This window comes from Streptomyces sp. HPF1205 (assembly GCF_020400825.1).
Taxonomy (GTDB): Bacteria; Actinomycetota; Actinomycetes; order Streptomycetales; family Streptomycetaceae; genus Actinacidiphila.
In genome coordinates this window covers 77,342-99,818 of the sequence record NZ_JAINVH010000008.1, presented here as the reverse complement: position 1 = coordinate 99,818, position 22,477 = coordinate 77,342, and the positions used below count along the sequence as shown (strand labels likewise).

At 74.8% G+C, this 22,477-nt stretch carries 20 protein-coding genes; 4 read left to right on the top strand and 16 right to left on the bottom strand.

Going from position 1 to position 22,477, the window contains the following annotated elements:
• Positions 1–20: 20 nt before the first annotated feature.
• From K7G61_RS11615 to K7G61_RS11595, 5 genes are all read right to left on the bottom strand, one after another.
• A complete protein-coding gene (locus K7G61_RS11615) occupies positions 21–2,225 on the bottom strand; it encodes a 3-hydroxyacyl-CoA dehydrogenase NAD-binding domain-containing protein (protein WP_225846668.1) in 2,205 nt (734 codons plus the stop codon).
• 40 nt (positions 2,226–2,265) lie between these two features.
• Positions 2,266–3,480, bottom strand: coding sequence for an acetyl-CoA C-acetyltransferase (locus K7G61_RS11610; RefSeq protein ID WP_225846667.1), 1,215 nt, complete (start codon positions 3,478–3,480; stop codon positions 2,266–2,268).
• A 157-nt stretch (positions 3,481–3,637) separates the two neighbouring features.
• Positions 3,638–4,747, bottom strand: a complete 1,110-nt coding sequence (locus K7G61_RS11605; protein WP_225846799.1) for a CaiB/BaiF CoA-transferase family protein — start codon at positions 4,745–4,747, stop codon at positions 3,638–3,640.
• 294 nt (positions 4,748–5,041) lie between these two features.
• Positions 5,042–6,574, bottom strand: a complete 1,533-nt coding sequence (locus tag K7G61_RS11600) for an APC family permease (RefSeq protein ID WP_225846666.1) — start codon at positions 6,572–6,574, stop codon at positions 5,042–5,044.
• A gap of 46 nt (positions 6,575–6,620) precedes the next feature.
• Positions 6,621–7,577 (bottom strand): hypothetical protein, encoded by a 957-nt coding sequence (locus K7G61_RS11595; protein WP_225846665.1) that lies wholly within the window; start codon positions 7,575–7,577, stop codon positions 6,621–6,623.
• A gap of 248 nt (positions 7,578–7,825) precedes the next feature.
• Between K7G61_RS11595 and K7G61_RS11590 the strand changes: the two genes are divergently transcribed.
• Positions 7,826–9,199, top strand: a complete 1,374-nt coding sequence (locus tag K7G61_RS11590) for a hypothetical protein (RefSeq protein WP_225846664.1) — start codon at positions 7,826–7,828, stop codon at positions 9,197–9,199.
• A gap of 90 nt (positions 9,200–9,289) precedes the next feature.
• On the opposite strand, the gene K7G61_RS11585 is transcribed toward K7G61_RS11590, so the two are convergent.
• The 4 genes from K7G61_RS11585 to K7G61_RS11570 all read right to left on the bottom strand — a co-directional run bounded on the left by K7G61_RS11585 (position 9,290) and on the right by K7G61_RS11570 (position 12,806).
• On the bottom strand, positions 9,290–9,733 hold the full coding sequence (locus K7G61_RS11585; protein ID WP_225846663.1) for a nitroreductase family deazaflavin-dependent oxidoreductase: 444 nt from the start codon (positions 9,731–9,733) through the stop codon (positions 9,290–9,292).
• 86 nt (positions 9,734–9,819) lie between these two features.
• Positions 9,820–10,371: a hypothetical protein gene (locus K7G61_RS11580; RefSeq protein WP_225846662.1), complete on the bottom strand. Its 552-nt coding sequence runs from the start codon at positions 10,369–10,371 to the stop codon at positions 9,820–9,822.
• On the bottom strand, positions 10,371–11,273 hold the full coding sequence (gene htpX, locus K7G61_RS11575; protein WP_225846661.1) for a zinc metalloprotease HtpX: 903 nt from the start codon (positions 11,271–11,273) through the stop codon (positions 10,371–10,373). Before htpX ends, K7G61_RS11580 begins: the two co-directional genes overlap by 1 nt.
• 369 nt (positions 11,274–11,642) lie before the next feature.
• A complete protein-coding gene (locus K7G61_RS11570; RefSeq protein ID WP_225846660.1) occupies positions 11,643–12,806 on the bottom strand; it encodes a citrate synthase/methylcitrate synthase in 1,164 nt (387 codons plus the stop codon).
• A 119-nt stretch (positions 12,807–12,925) separates the two neighbouring features.
• Here K7G61_RS11570 and K7G61_RS11565 point away from each other — a divergent pair, with 119 nt between their 5' ends.
• Positions 12,926–14,245 (top strand): citrate/2-methylcitrate synthase, encoded by a 1,320-nt coding sequence (locus tag K7G61_RS11565; RefSeq protein ID WP_225846659.1) that lies wholly within the window; start codon positions 12,926–12,928, stop codon positions 14,243–14,245.
• Between the two features lie 63 nt (positions 14,246–14,308).
• Here the strand turns inward: K7G61_RS11565 and K7G61_RS11560 are convergent, their stop codons facing one another.
• Positions 14,309–14,554: a hypothetical protein gene (locus K7G61_RS11560; RefSeq protein ID WP_225846658.1), complete on the bottom strand. Its 246-nt coding sequence runs from the start codon at positions 14,552–14,554 to the stop codon at positions 14,309–14,311.
• Positions 14,555–14,737: 183 nt separating this feature from the next.
• Between K7G61_RS11560 and trxA the strand changes: the two genes are divergently transcribed.
• Complete coding sequence (gene trxA, locus K7G61_RS11555; RefSeq protein WP_225846657.1) at positions 14,738–15,109, top strand: thioredoxin; 372 nt, start codon at positions 14,738–14,740, stop codon at positions 15,107–15,109.
• Positions 15,110–15,347: 238 nt separating this feature from the next.
• Positions 15,348–17,039 carry a bifunctional 3'-5' exonuclease/DNA polymerase gene (locus K7G61_RS11550; protein ID WP_225846656.1) on the top strand — a complete coding sequence of 564 codons (1,692 nt, stop codon included), beginning with the start codon at positions 15,348–15,350 and terminating at the stop codon, positions 17,037–17,039.
• Positions 17,040–17,165: 126 nt separating this feature from the next.
• On the opposite strand, the gene K7G61_RS11545 is transcribed toward K7G61_RS11550, so the two are convergent.
• The 6 genes from K7G61_RS11545 to K7G61_RS11520 form a co-directional block, all read right to left on the bottom strand.
• Positions 17,166–17,381 carry a hypothetical protein gene (locus tag K7G61_RS11545; protein ID WP_225846655.1) on the bottom strand — a complete coding sequence of 72 codons (216 nt, stop codon included), beginning with the start codon at positions 17,379–17,381 and terminating at the stop codon, positions 17,166–17,168.
• Positions 17,378–17,812: a hypothetical protein gene (locus K7G61_RS11540; protein ID WP_225846654.1), complete on the bottom strand. Its 435-nt coding sequence runs from the start codon at positions 17,810–17,812 to the stop codon at positions 17,378–17,380. Before K7G61_RS11540 ends, K7G61_RS11545 begins: the two co-directional genes overlap by 4 nt.
• A 470-nt stretch (positions 17,813–18,282) precedes the next feature.
• A complete protein-coding gene (locus K7G61_RS11535; protein WP_225846653.1) occupies positions 18,283–19,767 on the bottom strand; it encodes a sensor histidine kinase KdpD in 1,485 nt (494 codons plus the stop codon).
• A gap of 250 nt (positions 19,768–20,017) precedes the next feature.
• On the bottom strand, positions 20,018–20,230 hold the full coding sequence (locus K7G61_RS11530) for a hypothetical protein (RefSeq protein WP_225846652.1): 213 nt from the start codon (positions 20,228–20,230) through the stop codon (positions 20,018–20,020).
• 342 nt (positions 20,231–20,572) lie between these two features.
• Positions 20,573–21,298: a response regulator transcription factor gene (locus tag K7G61_RS11525; RefSeq protein WP_225846651.1), complete on the bottom strand. Its 726-nt coding sequence runs from the start codon at positions 21,296–21,298 to the stop codon at positions 20,573–20,575.
• 106 nt (positions 21,299–21,404) lie between these two features.
• The gene (locus K7G61_RS11520; protein WP_225846650.1) at positions 21,405–22,385 is read right to left on the bottom strand and encodes a lysylphosphatidylglycerol synthase domain-containing protein; all 981 of its coding nucleotides are present in this window, start codon (positions 22,383–22,385) and stop codon (positions 21,405–21,407) included.
• Between the last annotated feature and the right edge of the window lie 92 nt (positions 22,386–22,477).

Sequence of the window (22,477 nt, the reverse complement as noted above, 5' to 3'; positions counted from 1 at the left end):
GCGCCCGAGCGGGCGCTGCCTCAGTCCGCGAACCGCTCCCCCTTCTCGGCCTTCTCCACCAGCAGCGGCGGCGGCGCGAACCGCTCCCCGTACGCCGCCGCGAGCTGCCTGGCCCGCTCGACGAATCCGGCGGGGCCGCCCTCGTAGCCGTTGATGTACTGCAGCACGCCGCCGGTCCACGCCGGGAAGCCGATGCCCAGCAGCGAACCGACGTTGGCGTCGGCGACGGAAGTGAGGACGCCCTCCTCCAGCAGCCGCACCGCGTCCAGGGACTCGGCGAACAGCATCCGCTCCTGCATGTCGCGCAGCGGGACGTCGACCGCCGGCTTTCCGCCGCGGTCCCCGGGGGCGCGGTCGGCGGGCGCGCCGAAGTGCTCGGCCAGACCCGGCCACAGGCGGGTGCGGCGGCCGTCCTCGTACTCGTAGAAGCCGGCCCCGCCGCTGCGGCCGGGGCGGCCGAACTCGTCGATCATGCGGTCGATGACCTGCTCGGCCGGGTGCGGCCGCCAGACGCCGCCGGACGCCTCGACGGCCTCACGGGCTTCGAGGCGGATCCTGCGCGGCAGGGTGAGGGTGAGTTCGTCGACCAGGGCGAGCACCTTGGCGGGGTAACCGGCCTGGGCGGCGGCCTGTTCGACGGAGGCGGCGCTGATGCCCTCGCCGACCATCGCCACCCCCTCCTCGATGAAGCGGCCGATGACCCGTGAGGTGAAGAAGCCGCGCGAGTCGTTGACGACGACGGGGGTCTTGCGGATCTGCCGGACCAGGTCGAAGGCGCGGGCCAGCGCCTCGTCGCCGGTGCGCTCGCCGCGGACGATCTCCACCAGCGGCATCTTGTCGACCGGCGAGAAGAAGTGCAGGCCGACGAAGTCCTGGCCGCGCCGGACGCCCTCGGCGAGCATGCTGATGGGCAGGGTGGAGGTGTTGGAGCACAGCAGGGCGTCGGGCGCCACCACGTCCTCGATCTCCTGGAACACCTTGTGCTTCAGAGCGGGGTCCTCGAAGACCGCCTCAATGACGGCGTCGCAGCCCGTGAGCCCGGCCGGGTCGGCGGTTGGGGTGATCCGGGCCAGCAGCGCGTCGCGCTTCTCGGGGGTGGTGCGGCCCTTGGCGAGCGCCTTGTCGAGCAGTCGGGCGGAGTACGCCTTGCCGCGCTCGGCCGCCTCCAGGGAGACGTCCTTGAGGACGACGTCGATCCCGGCCCGCGCGCAGGCGTAGGCGATGCCCGCGCCCATCATGCCCGCGCCGAGCACGGCGACCCTGGTGACCTGGCGCGCGGGCACCCCGGTGGGGCGGCGGGCCCCGGAGTTGACGGCCCGCATGTCGAAGAAGAAGCCCTGGATCATGTTCTTCGAGGTGCGGCCGCAGACCAGCTCGGTGAAGTAGCGGGCCTCGATGACGGTGGCGTTGTCGATGTCCACCTGGGAGCCCTCGACGGCCGCGGCCAGGATGTTGCGCGGCGCCGGGTAGGGGGCGCCGGCGAGCTGCTTGCGCAGGTTGGCCGGGAAGGCGGGCAGGTTGGCGGCGAAGGACGGGCTCTTGGGGGTGCCGCCGGGAATCCGGTGACCGGGGACGTCCCAGGGCTGCCGCGCCTGCGGGTTGGCCTCGATGAAGGCCCTGGCGGCGGCGAGCATCGCGTCGCGGCCGGGGGCCACCTCGTGGATCAGCCCCGCCTCCAGGGCGCGCCGGGCGTCGTACTGCCGCCCTTGCAGGAGGACCTTCAGCAGGGCGTCGGAGATGCCCAGCAGCCTTACCGTGCGGACGACACCGCCGCCCCCTGGCAGCAGGCCGAGGGTGACCTCGGGCAGGCCGATCTTCACCTCGGGCGCGTCGAGCGCGATGCGGTGGTGGCAGGCGAGGGCGATCTCGTAGCCGCCTCCCAGGGCGGCGCCGTTGATGGCCGCGACGACCGGCTTGCCGAGGGTCTCCAGGCGGCGCAGGCGGCGCTTGACGCGCATCGAGCCGGCGAAGACACGCTCGGCGTCGCCGGGAGTGGCGCGGATGAGCTCGCGCAGGTCGCCGCCGGCGAAGAAAGTCTTCTTGGCGGAGGTGACGATCACCCCGCGCACGGAGTCGAGTTCGGCCTCCAGACGGTCGAGGGTGGCGTCGAGGGAGTCGGCGAACGCGGCGTTCATGGTGTTGGCCGACTGGCCGGGGTCGTCCAGGACGAGGGTGACGATGCCGTCGGCGTCCTGCTCCCAGCGGATGGTGGTGGACTCGCTCATGGTGGTCGGCTCCGTTGGATCCGTTGAAGGGGGCGGGACGTCAGAGGCGTTCGACGACGGTGGCGACGCCCATGCCGCCGCCGACGCACAGAGTGACCAGTCCGTACCGCTGGTCGCGGCGCTCCAGTTCGTCCACCAAGGTGCCAAGCAGCATGGCGCCGGTCGCGCCCAGGGGGTGGCCGAGCGCGATGGCGCCGCCGTTGACGTTGACCTTGTCGATGCCGACGCCCAGGTCGGCGGCGAAGCGCAGCACGACGGCGGCGAACGCCTCGTTCATCTCGATCAGGTCGAGGTCGTCCACCGTGAGGCCGGCCTTGGCCAGTGCCTTGCGGGACGCGGGGGCGGGGCCGGTGAGCATGATGGTCGGCTCGGAGCCCGAGACGGCCGCGGAGACGATCCGCGCCCTGGGGGTCAGGCCGTAGCGCTCGCCGACCTCGCGGTTGCCGATGACGACCAATGCGGCGCCGTCCACGATGCCGGAGGAGTTGCCGGCGTGGTGGACGTGGTCGATCTTCTCCACCCAGTGGTATTTCTGCAGCGCGACGGCGTCGAAGCCGCCCAGTTCGCCGATGTCGGCGAAGGACGGCTTGAGGGCGGCGAGCGACTCGGCCGTGGTGCCCGGGCGCATGTGCTCGTCGCGGTCGAGGACGACCAGCCCGTTGCGGTCGGTGACCGGCACCACGGACCGGCCGAACCGGCTCTCCTTCCAGGCCTCCGCGGCTCGCTCCTGGGAGAGCGCCGCATAGGAGTCGACGTCGTGACGCGTCCAGCCGCCGAGGGTGGCGATCAGGTCGGCGCCGACGCCCTGCGGGACGAAGCCGGTCTCGTACGACGTCATGGGGTCCATCGCCCAGGCGCCGCCGTCGGAGCCCATGGCGACGCGCGACATGGATTCCACTCCGCCCGCGAGGACGAGGTCCTCCCACCCCGAGCGCACCTTGGCGGCGGCGAGGTTGACGGCTTCCAGCCCCGAGGCGCAGAAGCGGTTCTCCTGCACTCCCGCCACGGTGTCGGGCAGACCCGCGGCAATGGCGGCGATCCGCGCGATGTCGGAGCCCTGGTCGCCGATCGGGCTGACGACCCCGAGCACGATGTCGTCGATCGCCGCGGGGTCGAGGCCGGGGTGACGGCGCCTGACCTCGTGGATGAGGCCGACGACCAGGTCGATGGGCTTGGTGGCGTGCAGTGATCCGTTCGCCTTGCCGCGCCCGCGCGGGGTGCGTACGGCGTCGTAGACGTAGGCGTCGGTGCTCAACGTCGTGCCTTTCGGTGAGGGTGCGGGGCGGGGCCGGGGTCGGTTCGCGGTACGGGACGGGCGCGGGGCAGGCGGCCGGTGCGCGGCAGGCGGCGGCCGGACGGTGCGGGCCGTACGGCGGCGCTCCCCGTCGGCCGGTGCGGTGCGCCGGTCGCCCTCACGTGGCCGCCGGACTGCCCGGCGGGGTCAGCGCCCAGTCGCGGGCCACTTCGGCGCCGTGCTCGCCGGGACGGGCGGGTGGGCGGCGTACGGCCGTCGGAGTGGCGGAGAACCGCGGTGCCGGGGCCGGCTGGACGATCCCTCCTTCCCGGACGAAGGTGCCGCGCTCCGCGAGGTGCGGGTGCGCGGGAGCCTCTTCCAGCGAGAGTACGGGCGCCACACAGGCGTCGGTACCGCTGAACACGCCGGTCCACTCCTTACGGGTGCGGGTCCTGAACCGGGCGCCGATCGCGGCCCGCAGCTCCGGCCAGCGCGCGGGCGCGGCCCGCAGCGCGGCCTCCTCGGCGTCCAGGCCCAGCAGCCGGGTGAACTCGTCGTAGAAGCGCTGCTCCAGCGCCCCGACCGCCATCCAGCCGCCGTCGGCGGTCTCGTAGACGTCGTAGAAGGGCGCGCCGCCGTCCAGGAGGTTGGCGGCGCGGCGGTCCTGCCAGGCGCCGGCCGCCCGCATGGCGTGGATCATCGTGGCCAGGTGGGCGGCGCCGTCGACGATGGCGGCGTCCACGACCTGGCCCTCGCCGTGGGCGCGGGCGTGGTGCAGGGCGGCCAGCAGTCCGGTGACCAGGTAGAGGGAGCCGCCGGCGTAGTCGCCGAGCAGGTTGGCGGGGGCCGCGGGCGGTCCGGCCGCCGGGCCGGTCATGCCCAGCGCGCCGGTGACGGCGATGTAGCCGATGTCGTGGCCCGCGCTCGCGGCCAGGGGGCCGTGCTGGCCCCAACCGGTCATCCGCCCGTACACGAGGCGGGGATTGCGCGCCAGGCAGGCTTCGGGGCCGACACCTAGGCGCTCGGCGACACCCGGCCGGTAGCCCTCGATGAGGATGTCCGCCCGGGCGGCCAGGTCCAGCACCGCCTCGGCGCCGTCCTCGGCCTTGAGGTCGACCAGGACCGACCGCTTGTTGCGGTTGGTCAGGTCGCAGGCCGGGTCGACGCCCAGGCCGGGGCCGCCCGGCCGGTCGACCCGCACGACATCGGCGCCGAGGTCCGCCAGCAGCATGGCGGCGAACGGACCGGGGCCGATGCCTGCCAGTTCCACGACGCGCACATCTGCCAGCGGGCCGGTCCCCGGGGGCGCCGGCGACCGGTTTGACAGTTCTGATGTCACATCAAGGATGCTAGGAACGTGTTCCAGTCTTGGCAAGGGCTGACTGAGCGCTCGCTCAGTCCGTTCGGGTGAGCGCGGCGGCGCTTGCCGTGGCACGCCCGGTCGGGCGCGGCAGTGCCTGCCCGCACCGCGACCGGCGCCGGGTCCGGCGGGTTCCGGCGGGTCCGGCGCCGGCTCGCGGGTCGAAGAACCCGCGCCCGGCGCGCGGACCGGGCCGGGCCGCGTCCGCCGTCCCGGCCTTGGTCACGCCGGCTCTTCGGAGGCGGCCGCGGCGGCCTTCTGCAGCTGGAACGCCTCGTTGCCCTGGCCGATCCGGGCGTGCGCCTGCGGCCGCTTCACCCGCAGCACCAGGCCGTACACCAGACCGATGACGGCGGCGAGGGCGATGACGCCGGGCAGGATCCAGCGCAGCCCGTGCCCGGGGTCGGCGCCGAGCAGCACCGCGAAGTCCTTGACCGCGTAGAAGGCGATGGCCAGGAGCGCCAGCGCGGCGATCCCGGAGGTGACCAGCCGCCACGCCTGGCCGCCTGCGGCGCCGCGCTTGATGAAGAACGCGACGACGGCGATCGAGGCGACCGCCATGAGCACCACCACGCCGAGCGCGCCGACGTTGCCGGCCCAGGTGAACAGCCGCATCATCGGCGTGAAGGACGGGTCGCCGCCGGGCTTGTCGTCGGTGACGGCGAAGGCGGCGACGACGACAAGGGCGACGGTCGACTGGATGAGCGAGCCGGCGACGGGGGCGCCGCCGGAGCGGGTGGTGCGGCTGACGGCGGACGGCAGCAGGCCGTCGCGGCCCATGGCGAAGGCGTAGCGCGCCACCACGTTGTGGAAGCTGAGCATCGAGGCGAAGATGCCGGTGATGAAGAAGACGTTGAGGATGTCGGTGAACGTGCCGCCGATCCGCGACTGGTTGAGGTCGAAGATCATGGTGGGGCTGTGCCGGGCGGCGTCCACGACGTGCGAGGGGCCGGTCGCGACGGTGACCGCCCAGGCGCTGAACGCGAAGAACAGGGTGGCGAATCCGACCGCCATGAACATCACCCGGGCCACGACGCGCTGCGGCCGGCTGGTCTCCTCGGCGTAGACCGGGGCCTGTTCGAAGCCGGTGAAGGCGGCGATGCAGAAGCACAGGGCGGTGCCGAAGCCCGAGCCGCTCAGGGTGCTGGGGCTGAAGGCGTGCAGGGACACGCCCTGCGGGCCGGCGTCGGACAGGAAGCTGATGTCGAAGACGACGATGAGCACGGTCTCGATCAGCAGCAGCAGGCCCAGCACCTTGGCGTTGACGTCGATCTTCAGGGCTCCGAAGATGCCGGTGACCAGCACTCCGCCCAGGGCGGGCCACCACCAGTCGACGTTGTGGTGCCAGTGCTCGGCTATCTGGCTGGAGATCTCGAAGCCGAAGATGCCGTAGATCCCGCACTGCAGGATGCTGTACGAGAACAGCGCCACGTACGAGGCGGCCGCGCCCGCGGTGCCGCCCAGGCCCCGCGCGATGTAGGCGTAGAAGGCGCCGGCGTTGTGGACGTGGCGGCTCATCTCGGCGTAGCCGAAGCTGAACAGGATGAGGACGGCGCCCAGGATCAGGAAGATGAGCGGCACGCCGACGACGCCCACGGCGGCGAAGGTCGTGGGCACCACCCCGGCGACCACCATCAGAGGCGCGGTCGCGGCCAGGACGGACAGCAGCAGGCCGGGGGTGCCGATCCGGTCCGCCCGCAGTGCTCTTTGCTGGCCCTTGAAGGTACTTATCTCCGAGGTGCTGCCCGTCAGCATGGCTGCGGTTCCTTCCATGGAAGTGCGAATGTGCTGTGCTTGGGACTTACGAGGAACCAAAGCCGAGCGCGTAGTTGCGCGCGGCGCGGAACGACTTCTTCGGATCGCGGCCGACGTACGACCAGGGGGCCCGGGTCGCCAGGGAGCCGATCCGGTTGAACAGCGCGGCCGCGGCCACGGAGTCGCCCGAGTGGAACTTGGCGAACGCCAGGTGGTTCAGGTCCAGCGGCAGGCGCGGGTGGTGCCCGCCCTCCCAGTCCAGCCACCAGTCGAAGGCCACCCGCAGGCAGGTGCGCGCCCGCGGGCTGGTCCAGTACGGCAGCCCGGCCGGCGTGGACGGCAGGGCGCCGGCCGAGGCCAGCACCCGGTACCGCTCGATCAGCGCCACCAGTGGCAGCACGGCCAGCGGCGATCCCGCCCCGGCCTCGTCCGCGGCCCACTCGGCGAACTCGTACACCTCGTGGAACGGGTCGTCGCCGTCGGTCTTCTGACGCTCGGCCAGCACCTGGGTCATCAGGTAGTGCGCGTGGTGGTGGCCGCGGTGCCGTCCTCGTACCTGGTCGAAGGCGCGCACCTGGTCGTCGTCGGTGCCGGTGCGGCGGGCCAGGATGAGCATGCCGAGCCAGGGGGTGGGGTCACGCGGCGTCATCCGGGCGGCGCGCAGGCAGGACTCGCGCGCGGACTCGGCGCTCTGCTTGCCCGCCGCCGCCCTGAACACCGCGGCGCACGCCTGCAGCGCGGCGGCGTCCGGGCTCTCCGGCTCGGCCAGCAGCCATTCGTCGGCCCACGCTGCGGCCGACTTGCCCTCGCCGAGGACGACCAGGCGGTGGCCGCGGCTGTCCCAGTCGTCGCCGGTACGGGCCAGCAGCGCGCGGACCTCGCCCCAGCGGCCCTGGGACAGGGCAGCACGGGCCGCGATCAGCTCCTCGTCGCCGAGAGCGGGATCGAAAGCCAGTTCGTCCTTGCCGCGAGAGAAGCGGAAGGGTGGCGGCGGTGGTGTCATCCGCGGGCAGCCCTCCACGGCGCGCGTTACGTCCGGTGATCGCGAACAGCCAACCGGTAGGCGGTCATGGACGACAAGGCCGCACCTGTTGTCTCGCTGTAGTCCCGTATCGTGGAAGGGGTTTGGACCGCCCGCGGGCAATTGATAAGGACCGTTCGGCTGGCGCGGACGGCCGCCGCCTGGTATTCGAAAGCTTGATCGCGGCAGCAACATGGCGCCGCCGGGAGTACGGCAGTTGGGAACCGGGTATGGGCGGCGGTGGAAACGTGGCGGGAGAGCGCGCCGACGCGTCCCCGCATCCCCTGGCGTACGTCCGCCGCAGGCACGGCTGGAGCTACCAGGATCTGGCCAAGGTGATCGCGGAGCACGCCCGTGCGCTGGGCGTGCCGATGGCCGCGCGGCGGGAGAAGGTGTGGCGCTGGGAGCACTGGGGGGTGGTGCCCGAGGCCGACAGCCAGCGGGCTCTGGCCCGGGCGCTGGGCATCCACCCGCGGGAATTGGAGCTGCGGCCGTGGCCGCGCTGGCTGCCCGCGCACGGCGGCATGCCGGACGGCCTGCCCTGGACGCCGGACGGCAGCCTCACCGCCCTCGCCGCTCTTGTCGAGGACGGCACGGACGACCCTCGCGGCTATCCGCTCGCGGACGAGCGCACCCTGCGCGACGCCATCGCCGACTGGGAGGCGGCCGAGGCCGAGGGAGCGGTGGAACCGCCCGAGGGAGCGGATCCCGGAGAGCGGCCCCAGGACGGCGAACCGGCCTGCGGACGGCCGGACAGCTGGGCGGACGGTGGGGTCCTGGAGTGGCTGGAGGCCGGCGTCCTGGGCCTGCGGCGGCTGGACGACCGCCTGGGCGGCGCGGCCGTACGGCACCGCACGCAGGCCGATCTGCGGCTGGTGTCGGGCCTGTTGCGGCGGGAGCCGGGCGGACGGGACACACGGGCGAGGCTGTTGCGGGTGGCCGCCGACCTGGCGCAGCTCGGCGGGTGGGCGGCCACCGACTCCGGCCGCCTGGCGGCGGCCCAGCGCCACTACCTGACCGGGCTGCGGCTGGCCCACACCGCGGGCGACCGGCCGATGGCCGTGTCCTTGTGGGGCGGGCTCGCCCTGCAGGAGGTGATCGCCGGCCGGCCGCAGGACGCGGTCGCGGCCGCCGAGGCGGCGGTACGGGCGGCCGGGTCGGCTTCCCCCGCGGTACGCGCGCTGGCCGCCGTCCGGCTGGCCAGGGCGCACGCCGCGCTCGGGGCGGAGGCGGCCTTCCGGCGGGCGGCGGCCGAGGCCGAACGACGACTGGACGCCGCGCGGACGGATCCCGGGCCGCCCTGGCTGTACTGGCTGGACACGGCCGAACTCGACGCCCAGCGCGGCCTGTCCCTGCTCGACCTCCGTCTCCCCGGTGAGGCCGGGCCGCTGCTGGAGCGGGCCCTGGCGGCGCAGGACCCGGCGTTCCTGCGCGACCGCAGCCTGTACGCGGCGCGGGCGGCCCAGGCCCGGGCTCTGAACGGCGACGTGGAGGGCGCCCGGGCGCTCGGCAGGGAGGCGGCGGCGCTGTCCCGGTGCTGCGGGTCGCCGCGCCTGGCGGCCGCCCTGGACGCCCTCAAGGCGGTGCTGGACGCGCGCCGCTGAGGTCCGGTCGGACGTACGGGAGGTTCCGGCGGGTGGCGGGCGCGGCCCGGGGCGCCGCTCGCGCCCGCTCCCGGACGGTCCTGCCGGGCGTCACGCCCGGCGCAGCCGGACCACCGGGATGTCCCGCTCGGTCTTCTTCTGGTAGTCCTCGTAGGGGGCGTAGACCGACACCATGATCGGCCAGACCCGCGCCTTCTCCTGCGGTGAGAGCACCTCGGCGCGGGCGGCGAACCGCTCCCCGAGCACCCGTAGGTGGACCTCCGGATTCTCCCGCAGGCTGAGGAACCACGCGGGGTGCTTGTCCGCCCCGCCCTTGGAGGCGACGATCAGGTAGTCCTCGCCGTCCTCGCCGTAGATGAGGACGGTACGGTGCCACTCGCCGCTGCGCCGGCCCTTGTAGTCCAGCAGCAGGCACGGCGAACCGTTCAGGTCGGTCGCCTCGGTGCCGCCGGACTCCTCGTAGCGGCGGGCCTGGTCGGCGACCCACTGCTCGGGGCTCATCCGCACCGAGGCGGGATCGTAGGCGCTGGTCATGCGGATGCCTCCTGGGAGGTGGGAAGATCGCTCCGGATCCTCGGCTGTGCCCCCACCTTAGGCCGGACTTACCGCGGCGGCCGGTCTCACAGCCCCGGCGCGCCCCACACCGGGAACCAGCGGCTCAGGTCCTTCTCCACCCGCAGGTCATTGGCCACCAGTGCTTTGACCTGCAGTTCCAGCGCGCTGTCCCGCTTCTCGCCGGGCAGCGGCGCGAAGGGGTAGAACGAACCCCTCTTGTAGAGGTACACGAGCGCGAGGGACTGCCCGCGCGAATCCTTGAAGCCGACCAGCGAGCACAGCAGCTGGGGCCCGAACCCGTGGTCCTCCAGGGTGGAGTTGACCGCGTGCAGGTCGGTCACGAGGTCGGTGGTCTCGCTGGGCGCATGACGGGAGAGCAGCCACGTGTAGCCGTAGGAGTCCTGGCTGGACTCCACCGCGAGGAGCGTGTGGAGGTCCCGCTGGATCTCGGCGAAGGCGCCGCCCTCGACGGCGGCGAAGCACACCGAGCCCAGCCCGGTGGGCCGCAGGTCGCTCGCCGCCTCCAGGGTGAGGGCGGCCGAGGAGAGGCCGAACAGCTGGTCGAGGTCGGGGCGGACCGGTTTGCTGCGGCCCAGCAGCACGTCGAGCAGACCCATCAGCGGCGGTCCAGTTCACGGGTGAGGGCGGCGAGCTGCTCCAGCCGCCGTTCGAGGGTGGGGTGGGTCGACAGCAGGTTGCCCATGCTCGGGCCCGCGCTGAGAGCGGGGGCGAAGTAGAAGGCGTTGAAGGGCTGGGACTTGCGCAGGTCCTCGGTGGGGATGGCGGCCATCTCGCCGCTGACCTTGGTGAGCGCCGAGGCCAGCGCGGAGGGGCGGCCGGTGAGCAGGGCGGCGCTGCGGTCCGCGGACAGCTCGCGGTAGCGCGACAGCATCCGGGTGAGCAGGAAGCTGATCGCGTAGACGACCGCGCTGACCAAGGGGACGAGGACGGCGATCAGCGCGGTGTTCTGGTCCCGGCCGCCGCGGCGGAAGCCGCCCCACAGGCCGATGCGCGTGATGACGCCGGCCAGGATGCCGAGGAAGGACGCGACGGTCATCACGGCGACGTCCTTGTGGGCGACGTGGGACAGCTCGTGGGCGATGACGCCCTCCAGCTCGTCCGGCTCCAGGCGGCGCAGCAGTCCGGTGGTGGCGCACACCACGGTGTTCTTCTGGTTGCGGCCGGTGGCGAAGGCGTTGGGCACGTCGGAGTCGGCGATGGCGACCTTGGGCTTGGGCAGGTCGCCGAGGGCGCAGACGCGGTCCACCACTCCGTGCAGCTCCGGCGCCTCCTCGGGGGTGACCTCGCGGGCGCCCATGCTGAAGGCGGCGATCTTGTCGCTGAACCAGAACTGGGCGACGAACAGCAGGCCGGCGATCACCACGATGATCGGCCAGGAGCCGCGCAGCAGTGCCAGCAGCGCGCCCACGAAGACGACGTAGAGAAGTCCGATCAGGAACATCGTGACGACCATGCGGGTCGTCAGTCCCCGGTCGGGCGCGAAGCGGTTCCTGGGCATGTGGCCCCTCCCGAGACGTGCGGGGCGCGGGGCGGCGCGGCGCCGGCCCGTCGGGCTCCGGTTGTTCGATTGTTCGTTCGCTGCTCGGCGGCCCGCGGTGGTGACTTTGCACGGCTGTGAGGCGGTGCGGCGGTAATGCGGTTCGGCCGCCGGGCACCGCGGATTCACCGGTCGTGAGTCACTTACTGCGGGTCACTGCTGGAATTGTGCCTCCGACACCCCTCCAACGACCAGGACGACCCGGCCGGTTCCGTGCGTCGCCTCACACCGGGGACCGGCTTCCCGGCCGTCCGGCCCGCCCGCGGGTCCTCACGGGCGGCGGTGGCCCAACCGGCGGAAAGGTTCCGCCGGCCGGGGCCCGCGCTCCTGTCACGCGGCCGGCACCGGCCGGGCCGGAGGCGGACCCACGTACCGCGCGGCCGGACGGATGATCTTGCCGTCCTCGGCCTGCTCCAGGACGTTGGCGCTCCAGCCGACCACCCGGGCCGCCGCGAAGGTGGGGGTGAACATCTGCCGGGGCAGCCCGCACAGCTCCATCACCACGCCGGCGTAGAACTCCACGTTGACGTGCAGGTCGCGGCCGGGCTTCAGCTCGGCCAGCAGCGCCTCGGCCCGCTCCTCGACCTGGACCGCGAAGTCCACCAGGTCGCCGCCCAGGGTGCGGGCGATGCCCTTCAGCATCCGGGAGCGCGGGTCCTCGGTGCGGTAGACAGGGTGGCCGAAGCCCATGATGCGGTCGCCGGCCAGGATGCGTTCGCGCAGCCAGCCGTCGATGCGGTCAGGGGTGCCGATCGCGTCCAGGGTGTCCAGGGCGCGGCTGGGCGCGCCGCCGTGCAGCGGCCCGGACAGCGCGCCTATGGCGCCGACCAGGCATGCGGCCAGGTCGGCGCCCGTGGAGGCGATGACCCGGGCGGTGAACGTCGAGGCGTTGAAGCCGTGGTCGACCGTCGAGATCAGGTAGCGCTCGACGGCCCGGACCCGCTCGGGCTCGGGCTCGCGGCCGGTGAGCATCCACAGGTAATTGGCCGCGTGCGGCAGATCGTCCCGCGGCTCCACCGGCTCCAGCCCCTGTCCGAGCCGGTGGAGCGCCGTCAGCAGCGTCGGTACGAGGGCGCAGGCGGCCAGCGCGTCGGCCCGGCGGCGCTCGGCGTCGATGTCGTACAGCGGCGAGAACCCGGCGCAGGCCCCGGCCAGCGACAGCGCGGTGCGCAGCCCGGCGAGCGGGCCGGAGGGAGCCGTCGCCCGGGCGACGGCCGGCAGCGCGGCGCGCACTTGGGCGGGCAGGTGGCGCAGGGCGGCGGTACGGGCGGTGAACGCGGCGCGCTCGGCGGCGTCCGGCAGCGCTCCGTGGAACATCAGGTGCCAGACGTCCTCGAAGGTGCGGCTTTCGGCGAGTTCGACCGCGGAGAACTCCCGGTAGTGGTAGAAGCCCTCGACTCCGCGCACGTCGCCGAGGGATGTCTCGGTGACGACCACGCCCTTCAGACCGCGGGGTACGTCGATCGGGGCGGTGCGCCCGGTGGTGCTCGGCATCGTCTTCCTCCTTGATAGTTGACTTGACTGTCCATGATTGATTCTCTTCGTGTCAACATTGATTACAGGTTGATTGACTCAAGCTGGAGAGGCACGCGAATCCGGATACGGTGACCCCCATGACGGAGCACTCCCCCGACCCGGCGGACCAGGACGGCCGGATCGGCACCCGTGAGGCGGCGCGGCGCCTCGGCGTGAAGCCCGAGACGCTGTACGCCTACGTCAGCCGCGGTCTGCTCAGCAGCCGGCGCGCGCGGGGCGGCCGGGGCAGCACCTTCGACCCGGCCGAGATCGCGCGGCTGGCCCGGCGCGGGCGCCCGGCGTCCGCGGGGGACAGGGACGCCGAGGACACGGGGCGGGCCGGCGGCGCCGCGGAGCGCGGCGGCGCCGGCGGGTGGGGCGGCGGGGTCAGGACCTCGATCACGCTGATCGACGGCGACCGCTACTACTTCCGCGGGGTCGACGCGACCGCGCTCGCCGAGGCGTACTCCTTCGAGGAGGTCGCCGAGTGGCTGTGGACGGGGGTGCCGCGGCGCGGTACGCGCTTCACCGCTCCCCCGCAGGCGCTGGCGGCCGCCCGGCGGGTCGCCGCCGCCCTGCCGGCGGGAAGCGGCCCGATGGACCGCATCCGGGTAGCCGTGATCGCGGCGGCGAGCGTGGACCCGCTGCGCTTCGACCTGTCCCGGGACGCGGTGCTCGGCTCTGCCCGCGCCCTGATCCCGACGCTGGTGGACGCGCTGCCGCCGGCCGGCGGCCGGGCTCCGGGCGGCGCGGGACCGCTGGCCGTGCGACTGTGGGACCGGCTCACCACCGCGCCGCGGGACGAGGCCGCGCTGCGGGCGCTGGACGCGGCGCTGGCACTGCTCATCGACCACGATCTCGCCGCCTCGACGCTGGCCGCCCGGGTCGCCGCCTCCGCCCGCGCCCACCCGTACGCCGTCGTGTCCGCCGCGCTCGGCGCCCTGGACGGCCCGCTGCACGGCCAGGCCAGCGCGCTCGCCCACCGCATGCTCGCCGACGTCCTCGAACGCGGCGCCGCACCGGTCGTCGCGGACCACCTGCGCGCCGGCCGGCCCATCCCGGGCCTGGGCCACCGGCTCTACGAGGACGAGGATCCCCGCGCCCGCGTCCTGTTCGGCCTCCTCGACCGGGTCCCCGCCGCGGCGCGGGCACTGGCCGCCGCCCGGGACCTGGTGGCGACAGCGGCGCGGCACTCCGCCCTGCGTCCCAACGTCGACCTGTCGCTGGGCGTGCTGACGCTGTCCTCCGCGATGCCCCCGGAGGCCGGCGAGACGGTCTTCGCGGTCTCCCGCACCGCGGGCTGGATCGCCCACGCCTTGGAGGAGTACGGCGAACAGCCGCTGAGGATGCGGCCCAGCGGCGCCTACGACGGCCCGCGCCCCGCGCAGCCCCTGCCGCTGGCTCCGCCACCGGCGTGACGGCGCCGGGTGACCGGTCCGGGCCGGCCGGCGAGCCGCGCCTCACCGGCCGGCCCGGCCCCCTCACACGCCGGTGAGGCGCGGGACACGGCCGACGAGTTCCGCCCACTCGGTGTCGGTCTGACCGGGCACTGTCCGGCCGGCCGAGCGCCACTGGTCGGCCAGGGCCGCGTAGAGCGGCGCGTCCGGGCACTGGAGAATCGTTTCGCCGCGGGCCGGGCCCCACTCCCGGCTGTCCGCCGCGTCTCCCGCGCTCCCGCCGGCCGCCCCGGCGCCGTCGACAGGGTTCCGCCGCATCGCTGCTGCCATGTGGCGTTCAACGAGCCCGGCCCGCGGAACGCCACCGCATTACCGCACCACACCACTCGTACGAGTGAACGACGAAGGCCCGGCCCGGCGGCGGACGGGCCCGGCTGTACGGCAAATGCTCCCGGCCGCGGGGCGAACGCGGCCGGCAGGAATTTCCCGGGGACGGGGCTCGTTGAGCCGGGCATGAGCACTGTGGAGCTGACCAAGGAGAACTTCGACGAGGTCGTTTCTTCGAACGACTTCGTCCTCATCGACTTCTGGGCGGACTGGTGCGGGCCGTGCAAGATGTTCGCGCCCGTTTACGACAAGGCGTCGGACAAGCACGGCGACCTCGTCTTCGCCAAGGTCGACACGGAGGCACAGCCGGAGCTCGCTGCGGCCTTCCAGATCCAGTCGATCCCGACCCTGATGATCGTCCGCGACAAGGTGGCGATCTTCGCCCAGCCCGGCGCCCTGCCCGCGCCGGCTCTGGAGGACGTGATCGCCCAGGCGCGGGCCGTCGACATGGACGAGGTCCGCAAGTCGGTGGAGCAGGCCCAGCAGCAGGGGAAGTGACCCGTCGGGACCCCGCCGGCGCCCTCCGGCTCCGCGGGGTCCCGCTGCCGCGGGTCCACCGCCGGTCCGCGCCCCGCGGATCGGCGGTCGACGCCTGCGCCTGAGCGGACGCGGGCCACGCGCCGCAGCGGACCGCGCGGCACGGGACGGCCGGCGGGACGGATGGCCGACGGCACGGGCGGGACGGTGGCGTACCGCTCCGGGCGGCGTTGTCAGTGCCCGGCCGTACGCTCGCGTGGTGGGTACAGCCGTCGCCGCTGGGCGTGTCGCCGTCGTACCGGATCCGGTGGGGTCCGGCGGCCGGTTGCGCCTGCTCTCGGAGGACGGTGGGCCGGCGGGCCCGTCCCTGGTGTACCCCGACCTGGCTGCCGAGGTGAGCCGCCGGGAGGCGGCCGGAAGCCCGCGCTGGGTGTGGGCGGCCGCCGACGAGGCGTACCCCTGGCTGCTCGATCGCGGCGCGCCGCGCCTCGCCCGCTGCCATGACGTGAAGCTGGTCGAGGGGCTGCTACTCGGTCACGAGGGCAGGCATCGCAGGCCGCGTTCGCTCGGCGCCGCCTGGGCGCGGCTGGAAGGGCGCCCCGAGCCGGAGGATCCGCCGGAGTCCGGGGCGGACGACCAGCCGGTGCTGTTCGCCGCCGACAGGCACCGCCTGCCGCCGGACGCGGATCCGCTGACGGCGCTGGTCGCCGTGCACGCCGCCCAGCAGCGGCGGATCGCCGGCAGCGGGCATCCCGAGCGCATGCGGCTGCTGTGCGCCGCCGAGTCGGCGGGCGCGCTGGCCGCGGTGGAGATGGGCCGCGACGGCCTGCCGTGGAGCGCGCGGGTGCACGACGACCTGCTCACCGGCCTGCTCGGCCCCCGTCCGGCCGGCGGAGCGCGGCCCGCGGTCCTCGGCGACCTCGCGCTGCGCATCCAGGACGCCCTCGGCGCCCCGGTCAACCCGGACTCGCCCGCCCAGGTGCTGCCCGCCTTCGCCCGGGCGGGCGTCCACCTGGCCTCGACCCGCTCCCACGAACTGCGGGGCGTCGAACACCCGGCCGCGGCGCTGCTGCTGCGCTACAAGGAGCTCTCCCGCATCCATGCGGCGCACGGCTGGGCGTGGCGGGAGGCCTGGGTCCGCGACGGCCGGTTCCGCCCGGAGTACGTGGTCGGCGGGGTGGTGTCCGGGCGCTGGGCGACCCGCGGCGGCGGGGCGCTGCAGATCCCCCGGCTGCTGCGGTCCGCGGTGGTCGCCGACCCCGGACACCGCCTGGTCGTCGCCGACGCGGGCCAGTTGGAGCCGCGGGTGCTGGCCGCCATGTCCGGCGACGTGGGCCTGGCCCGGGCCGCGGGCGAGGGCGACCTGTACGCGGCGCTCGCCCGCGACGCCTTCGCCGGGGACCGGCCGCGGGCGAAGATCGGGCTGCTCGCGGCGATGTACGGGCAGACCAGCGGCGAGGCCGGGCAGTTGCTGGCCGTGATGCGCCGCCGTTTCCCGGCGGCGCTGGCCCTGGTGGAGTCCGCGGCCCGGACCGGGGAGGCGGGCGGCGTCGTGCGCTCCCGGCTCGGGCGCACTTCCCCGGCTCCGTCCGCCGACCGTTTCCGCGACGACACGGCCGACCCCGACGACGGGGCCTCCCCCGACCGCAGGGCGGCCCGCTCCTGGGGCCGCTTCACCCGTAACTTCGTCATCCAGGCCAGCGCCGCCGACTGGGCGCTGGCCATGCTCGCGGCGCTGCGCCGGCGGCTGGCCGGAATCGGGCCCGAGCCCCGGCTGGTGTTCTTCCAGCACGACGAGGTCATCGTCCACACGCCCGCCGAACTCGCCGGCCTGGTGGCCGACGCCGTCACGGCGGCGGGCGACGAGGCCCGCCGACTGGTGTTCGGTCCGGTCCGCGTCCTCTTCCCGCTGCAGACCCACGTGGTGGAGTGCTACGCGGACGCGAAGTAGCGGACCGCCGCGGCACCGGACCGGGCGCGACGGCGCCGGGGTGCGCCCAGGCGCCGCCGGCATGTCCGGGCGGTCGCGGGACAGGGCCGGGCGGGCACGGGCAATGGCCGGCGTGCCCGGCCGCCCTCACCTGTCGCCGGTCGCGTCCGCGTCCGCCTTCGCCGCCGCCGAGTCGGCGTCGTCCACCAGTTTCTGCATGTGGGCGAGCTCCGAGGCGGTCGGCGCGGACGGAGTGCCGCCCGCCGGACCGGCCGACGAGCCGTGCGAGCCGCATCCGGCCAGCAAGGCGGCGGCCAGTGCGGCGGCCGGCAGCACCGCGAACGCCTTGGCGCGCCGCGTCACTTGGCGTTCCCCGCGGCGGGGGTGCTCTCGCCGTGGGCGTTGCACCATGCGCGGACCGCGTCGAGGTCGGTGCTGCGCTGGTTGAGCATCGGCACCAGCGACTTGCGGAAGGTCAGCCGGTCCTTGAGGTAGGTCTCGACCGCCGTGTCGCCCTTGGCCTGCGCGTTGTCCACGCGCTGTTGCAGCCGGGCGATCGAGCCCTTCACCGTCGCCGGGCCGTTCAGCCTGCGCAGGGCCCGGTCGATCCGCGCGTCGATGCGCGGGACGCGCTTGCACAGCGCCTTCGCGCCGTCGCCGGTCGGGACCTTCGCCTGGGCCGTCGCCGAGGGCGTGCCGGCGCCGGGGGTCGAGTCGGCCGCCGCGGTACCGGCGGCGCCGAGCAGTGCGATGGCGGCCGCCGCGGCGACGGCCGTGGTCCGGGTGGTGGGCATGGGGTTCTCCTCCGTCGGAAGATCGTGCGGTCCGGCTCACCGCCGGTTCGTGACGGACCGTAGGAGCCCTCTTTGTGGAAACCTTGTGGCCGTTGGGAGCCGGGTACGGCGGGCTTTCGGTGCCGCGGGCGCGGGCCGGACAGCCGCGGGACACGGCCGTTGACGAGCCGGTCGGTCCGGCGGGGGCGGGATGTGGCGCCGTCGGGGCGGGCGCGAGGAACCGACCCGGCTCGTGCCCGGGGGTGCCTGAGGCTCCCGCCGGGCCCGGCGTTCCGGTTCAGCGCCGGCGAGGAGGGTCCGCGGGTGGTCACGGCGACCGTGCCGCCGTGGCCGCGGGACGGCCGGGACGAGGCCCGTCGGTGCCGGGCCGCTGGTGAGGCCCCTGTGCACGCGGTGGCCGGGCAAGTCGACACCGCCGTCACCTGCGGGACCTGGTGAGGCCCCTGTGCACGCGGTGGCCGGGCCGCCGCTCAGCCGGCCGCGGGCTCCGGTCCCGCGGTCAGCCAGTCGCGCCGGCCGGGAAGGGGCGCGCCTGTGGCGGTGCGCGGCAGGACCACGGTGAAGCGGGTGCCCGCGGGGCCCGGGGCGCCGCGCCCGGCGGGCGGTTCCTCGATGGAGACGGTGCCGCCGTGCAGGGCCATCTGCTGGGCGACGAGGGTCAGTCCGAGGCCGGAGCCGGGGCTGGCGGGGCTGCGGTGGAAGCGCCGGAAGACGGCCGGGCGGGCGGCGGGGGGAATGCCCGGGCCGTGGTCGTCGATGGTCAGGCGGACGGTGGCCGGGTCGTCGCCCGGGCCGAGGCGGACGTCGATCCGGGCCGTGCCGTCCGGACCGACGCCGTGTATCGCCGCGTTGGCCAGCAGGTTGTCGACCGCGGAGCGCAGTCCGGTCGGCCAGCCGTGGACGATCGCGCCGGGGGCGGCGGTCACCGTGACGCGGACGTGCGGGTGCGCGCGGCGCAGGTCGGCGACGGCGGTGTCGAGGAGTTCGCCGAGGTCCACCGGGCCGAAGGCGTCCGCCTCGACCAGGTCGCCCTGGGCCAGTGCCCGCAGCATCACCAGCAGCCCCAGCGCGCGGGCGTGCTCGGCGCGCAGATCGGCGATGATCTCCGCGCGTTCGGCGGCGTCGGGCTCGGGCGAGCCGTCCAGCACGTCGAGGTTGATGCGCATGCTCATCAGCGGGGTGCGCAGTTCGTGGGAGGCCGCGGCGGAGAAGGAGCGGGCGGTGGCGAGGGCCTCCGCGGTACGGGCGGCCTGCTCGTCGTACCGCGCGAGGACGGTCCGCAGCGTGCCGGCGAGCTCGTCGACCTCGGTGACGCGGGTCGGCGTGTGCTCCAGGCGGGCCGCGCTGACCCGCGGGTCGATGCCGCTCGCGCTGCGCTGCAGGCGCCGCAGCGGCAGGGCGAGCCGGGAGGCGGCCAGCCAGGCTGCGGCGCCCGCGACGGGCGCGGTCAGCAGCGCCACGCTGATCACTCGCCGCCGCACCTGCCTGATCTGGGCCTGCCCCGCGGTGTCGGCGGAGAAGAGCCACAGGGTGCCGCTGGTGGCCGGCCGCACCAGGGTGACGGGCACGGCCAGCACGCGCCAGCTCTGGCCGCCGGCCGCCATGGTGACGGGCCGGGCGGCCTCCGCCGGCGGCGGCAAGGGTACGGAGGCGTCGGGCTGGGGTCCGCCGGATACGGTGCCCGCGGGGCCGACGACGCGGATGCCGACGTCCAGGGCCGCGCTGAACAGCCGTCGCCGACGGGCCTGTTCGACGCTCGCGGGCCGGTCGTTGGCCATGGCCCGCAGCAGGTTGCGGGCGTCCGTGCCGACCGCCGCCGCCCGCTCCCGCAGGTGCTTGTCGGCGCCGGTGTGCACGTCATGGGCGACCAACCGGACCATGACCCAGCCGGAGGCCAGGACGAGCAGCGGTACGACCACGCCGACGGCCAGCGCGATCCGGGTGGACAGCCGCATCAGGCGTCACCTCCCGACGCGCCACCGGGCACGCAGCCTTCCGTGGTCCCCGCCATCGCGCCCGCCTCCGCCCGCCGCTTCCGGTCCTGCCGCATCGTGGCATTCCCCGGCGCACGACGGTACGCCGGGGCGGCACAGGCACAGGCACAGGCGTAGGCGGTGGGCACAGGCACAGGCGGTGGGCACAGGCACAGGCGCCCCCGCGGCTCTGGCCGCGGAGCCGCCGAGTGAGCCGCGGGGGCCGGGGCGCTCACCGCGCCGCGTTCTCGCCGTCGCCGCCGCGGTCCGGTGAGTGGCCGGCGGCGGACGTCCGCGCGTATTCCTCGCGCAGCGCGCGCACCGCCCTGATGGCGGTGATCGCCTTCTCGCACAGCGGCGGGATCTGGTCGAAGAGGTACCCCAGGATCCAGACGGCGCCTCCCAGGGCGAGGACGACCGCTCCGGCCCACCCCACGGTTTCCACGGCGATGCCCGAACCTTCCCGACGAGGGTGCCGGCGGACCGGGCATGACAGGCTCGGCCCACCCGCATCCGGAATCAGCACAGATGCATTGCGGCCGAGAGCCCTGCCGGCGACTTCTCGTTCGGTGCGGGCGAGCCGGGCTATTTGAACCGCGGACCTGAAGGCCGGGCTTCAGGGCGCGGATCCCCCAATTCCCGACTCGCTCACATGGATGGTGCCCCGCCGCCGGGTCGGCCGTCAACGGGTCTGCGGGGTACGGGAGTCGGCGGGAGCCGCACCGGATCGGCGCCGTACCGGATCCGTACGGGAGCCGTACCGCATTCGTGCGGGAACACCCCGGGATCAGCCCGCCGCCGGCCGCAGCACGAAGCCGACGCCGCGCACCGTGTGCAGGACGCGGGGGCGGCCGCCGACCTCCAGTTTGCGGCGCAGGTAGCTGACGAAGGTGTCGACGGCGTCGGTGCGGACGTCGAAGTCGTAGCCCCAGACGCGGTCCAGGAGCTGGTCGCGGGTGAGGACGTGGCCGGCGTTGCGGGCCAGGACCTCGAGGAGTTCGAACTCGCGGCGGGTCAGGTCCAGGGGCTCGCCGTCGCGGGTGGCGGTGCGGGCGGCGGGGTCGAGGACCAGCCCGCAGGCGCGTACCTGGCCGTCGGGGCGCGGCGGGCGGCGGCGCAGCAGGGCGTGCAGCCGCAGCACGAGTTCCTCCAGGGCGAAGGGTTTGACGAGGTAGTCGTCCGCGCCCGCCTGCAGCCCGGCGACGCGGTCGGCGACCTCGTCCAGGGCCGACAGGACGAGGACCGGCAGGTCGCTGCCGCCCGACCGCAGGGTGCGGCAGACCTCGATGCCGTCGACATCGGGCATGGAGATGTCGAGGACGAGCACGTCGGGCGGGGTGCGGCCGAGCAGGTCGAGCGCTGCCGCACCCCCGTCGGCCACGGCGACGTCGAAGCCCCGCAACCGCAGCGCGCGGCCGAGCGAGCGGCGGATCGCCGCGTCGTCGTCCACGACGAGCACCCTGCCGCCGGCCGGGTCCGCCCCCGCCGCCGCGTCCGCCGCTTTCCCCGCCATGTCCGCCTCCGTTCCCCGGCGGCAGCATGGTCGCACCGCCGGGGCCGCGCCGTGCGGCCGGGCCCCGGTCGCCGTGCCGGCGGCGGCGGTTCGCGGTCCCCGCCGCTTACAGCACCCTGCGCCGGACCAGCACGGCGAGCACCACGACGCCCGGGATGAGGGGGAGCCAGGTGGTCACGAGGCGGTAGCCGAGGACGGCGGAGGCGGCGGTCACGCCGGAGGCGCCCGCGGTGACGAGGGTCAGCGCGAGTGCCGCGTCGAGCGAGCCGAGCCCGGCGGGGGTGGGCAGCCAGCCGGCGGCGGTGCTCGCGAACAGGTACGCGAGCGCGACCGCGCTGACCGGCACCGCCATGTGCACCGCGCGCGAGACGGCCACGACGACGGCCGCGTGCGCGGCGGGGAAGGCGAGCGAACCGCCCCACAGCGCCGCCACCCGGGCCTTGCTCGTGTGCAGGGCCCGGACGTCGCGGGCGACCGAGGCGAGGAACTCCCGCAGCCGGTCGCGCAGCCGGCGCGCGTACCGCAGCAGCACCAGCGCCAGCGCCGGAACGGCGGCGGCCCCGGCGACGAGCAGCAGCGGGTGGCCGGGCGGTACGGGCCGGCCGGGCATCAGGCGGCTCAGCCGCAGGGCGTCGGGGAAGACGGCCAGCAGGACGAGCAGCAGCACCACGCGGCCGACGACGGCCGCGGAGGCTCGCACCGCGAGCGCCGCCACCGCGCGGGCCGGGTTGAGCCCGCGACGGACCAGGAAGCGCAGGTTGACGGCGTTGCCGCCGAGGCCCGCGGGCAGGACGTGGTTGGCCGCGGAGGCGGCGAACTGGGCGGCCAGCAGGCGTCCGGGAGGCAGCGTCTCGACGACCGCGCCCTGCTGGGCGGTGGCGGAACAGACCCAGGTCAGGCCGGCGGCGATCCCGGCGACGGCCATCCAGCCGGCGTTCGCGGCGCCCAGCCGCCCGGCGCTGGAGTCGATCAGCGGCCACTTCGTGGCGGCGAGCGCCGCCACCGCGAGCACCGGCAGCAGCATCGCCAGCGACCGCACGGCGGCGGCGCGCTGCCGGACGGCACCCTCGTTGCGGGCGATGGACACGGGTTCTCCTCGTCGCGGGGAGGGCCGACGGCGGCGCGGGAAGGGAGCGGGGCGGCGCGGGGACGGAAGGGAAGCGGGACGGCGCGGGACGG

What these genes read in the sequence shown, in the direction of transcription:
- K7G61_RS11615 (WP_225846668.1), bottom strand. Translation starts at nt 2,225, where the DNA reads ATGAGCGAGTCCACCACCATCCGCTGGGAGCAGGACGCCGACGGCATC.
- K7G61_RS11600 (WP_225846666.1), bottom strand. Translation starts at nt 6,574, where the DNA reads ATGCTGACGGGCAGCACCTCGGAGATAAGTACCTTCAAGGGCCAGCAA.
- K7G61_RS11595 (WP_225846665.1), bottom strand. Translation starts at nt 7,577, where the DNA reads ATGACACCACCGCCGCCACCCTTCCGCTTCTCTCGCGGCAAGGACGAA.
- K7G61_RS11590 (WP_225846664.1), top strand. Translation starts at nt 7,826, where the DNA reads ATGGGCGGCGGTGGAAACGTGGCGGGAGAGCGCGCCGACGCGTCCCCG.
- K7G61_RS11585 (WP_225846663.1), bottom strand. Translation starts at nt 9,733, where the DNA reads ATGACCAGCGCCTACGATCCCGCCTCGGTGCGGATGAGCCCCGAGCAG.
- K7G61_RS11580 (WP_225846662.1), bottom strand. Translation starts at nt 10,371, where the DNA reads ATGGGTCTGCTCGACGTGCTGCTGGGCCGCAGCAAACCGGTCCGCCCC.
- htpX (WP_225846661.1), bottom strand. Translation starts at nt 11,273, where the DNA reads ATGCCCAGGAACCGCTTCGCGCCCGACCGGGGACTGACGACCCGCATG.
- K7G61_RS11570 (WP_225846660.1), bottom strand. Translation starts at nt 12,806, where the DNA reads ATGCCGAGCACCACCGGGCGCACCGCCCCGATCGACGTACCCCGCGGT.
- K7G61_RS11565 (WP_225846659.1), top strand. Translation starts at nt 12,926, where the DNA reads ATGACGGAGCACTCCCCCGACCCGGCGGACCAGGACGGCCGGATCGGC.
- K7G61_RS11560 (WP_225846658.1), bottom strand. Translation starts at nt 14,554, where the DNA reads ATGGCAGCAGCGATGCGGCGGAACCCTGTCGACGGCGCCGGGGCGGCC.
- trxA (WP_225846657.1), top strand. Translation starts at nt 14,738, where the DNA reads ATGAGCACTGTGGAGCTGACCAAGGAGAACTTCGACGAGGTCGTTTCT.
- K7G61_RS11540 (WP_225846654.1), bottom strand. Translation starts at nt 17,812, where the DNA reads ATGCCCACCACCCGGACCACGGCCGTCGCCGCGGCGGCCGCCATCGCA.
- K7G61_RS11535 (WP_225846653.1), bottom strand. Translation starts at nt 19,767, where the DNA reads ATGCGGCTGTCCACCCGGATCGCGCTGGCCGTCGGCGTGGTCGTACCG.
- K7G61_RS11525 (WP_225846651.1), bottom strand. Translation starts at nt 21,298, where the DNA reads ATGGCGGGGAAAGCGGCGGACGCGGCGGCGGGGGCGGACCCGGCCGGC.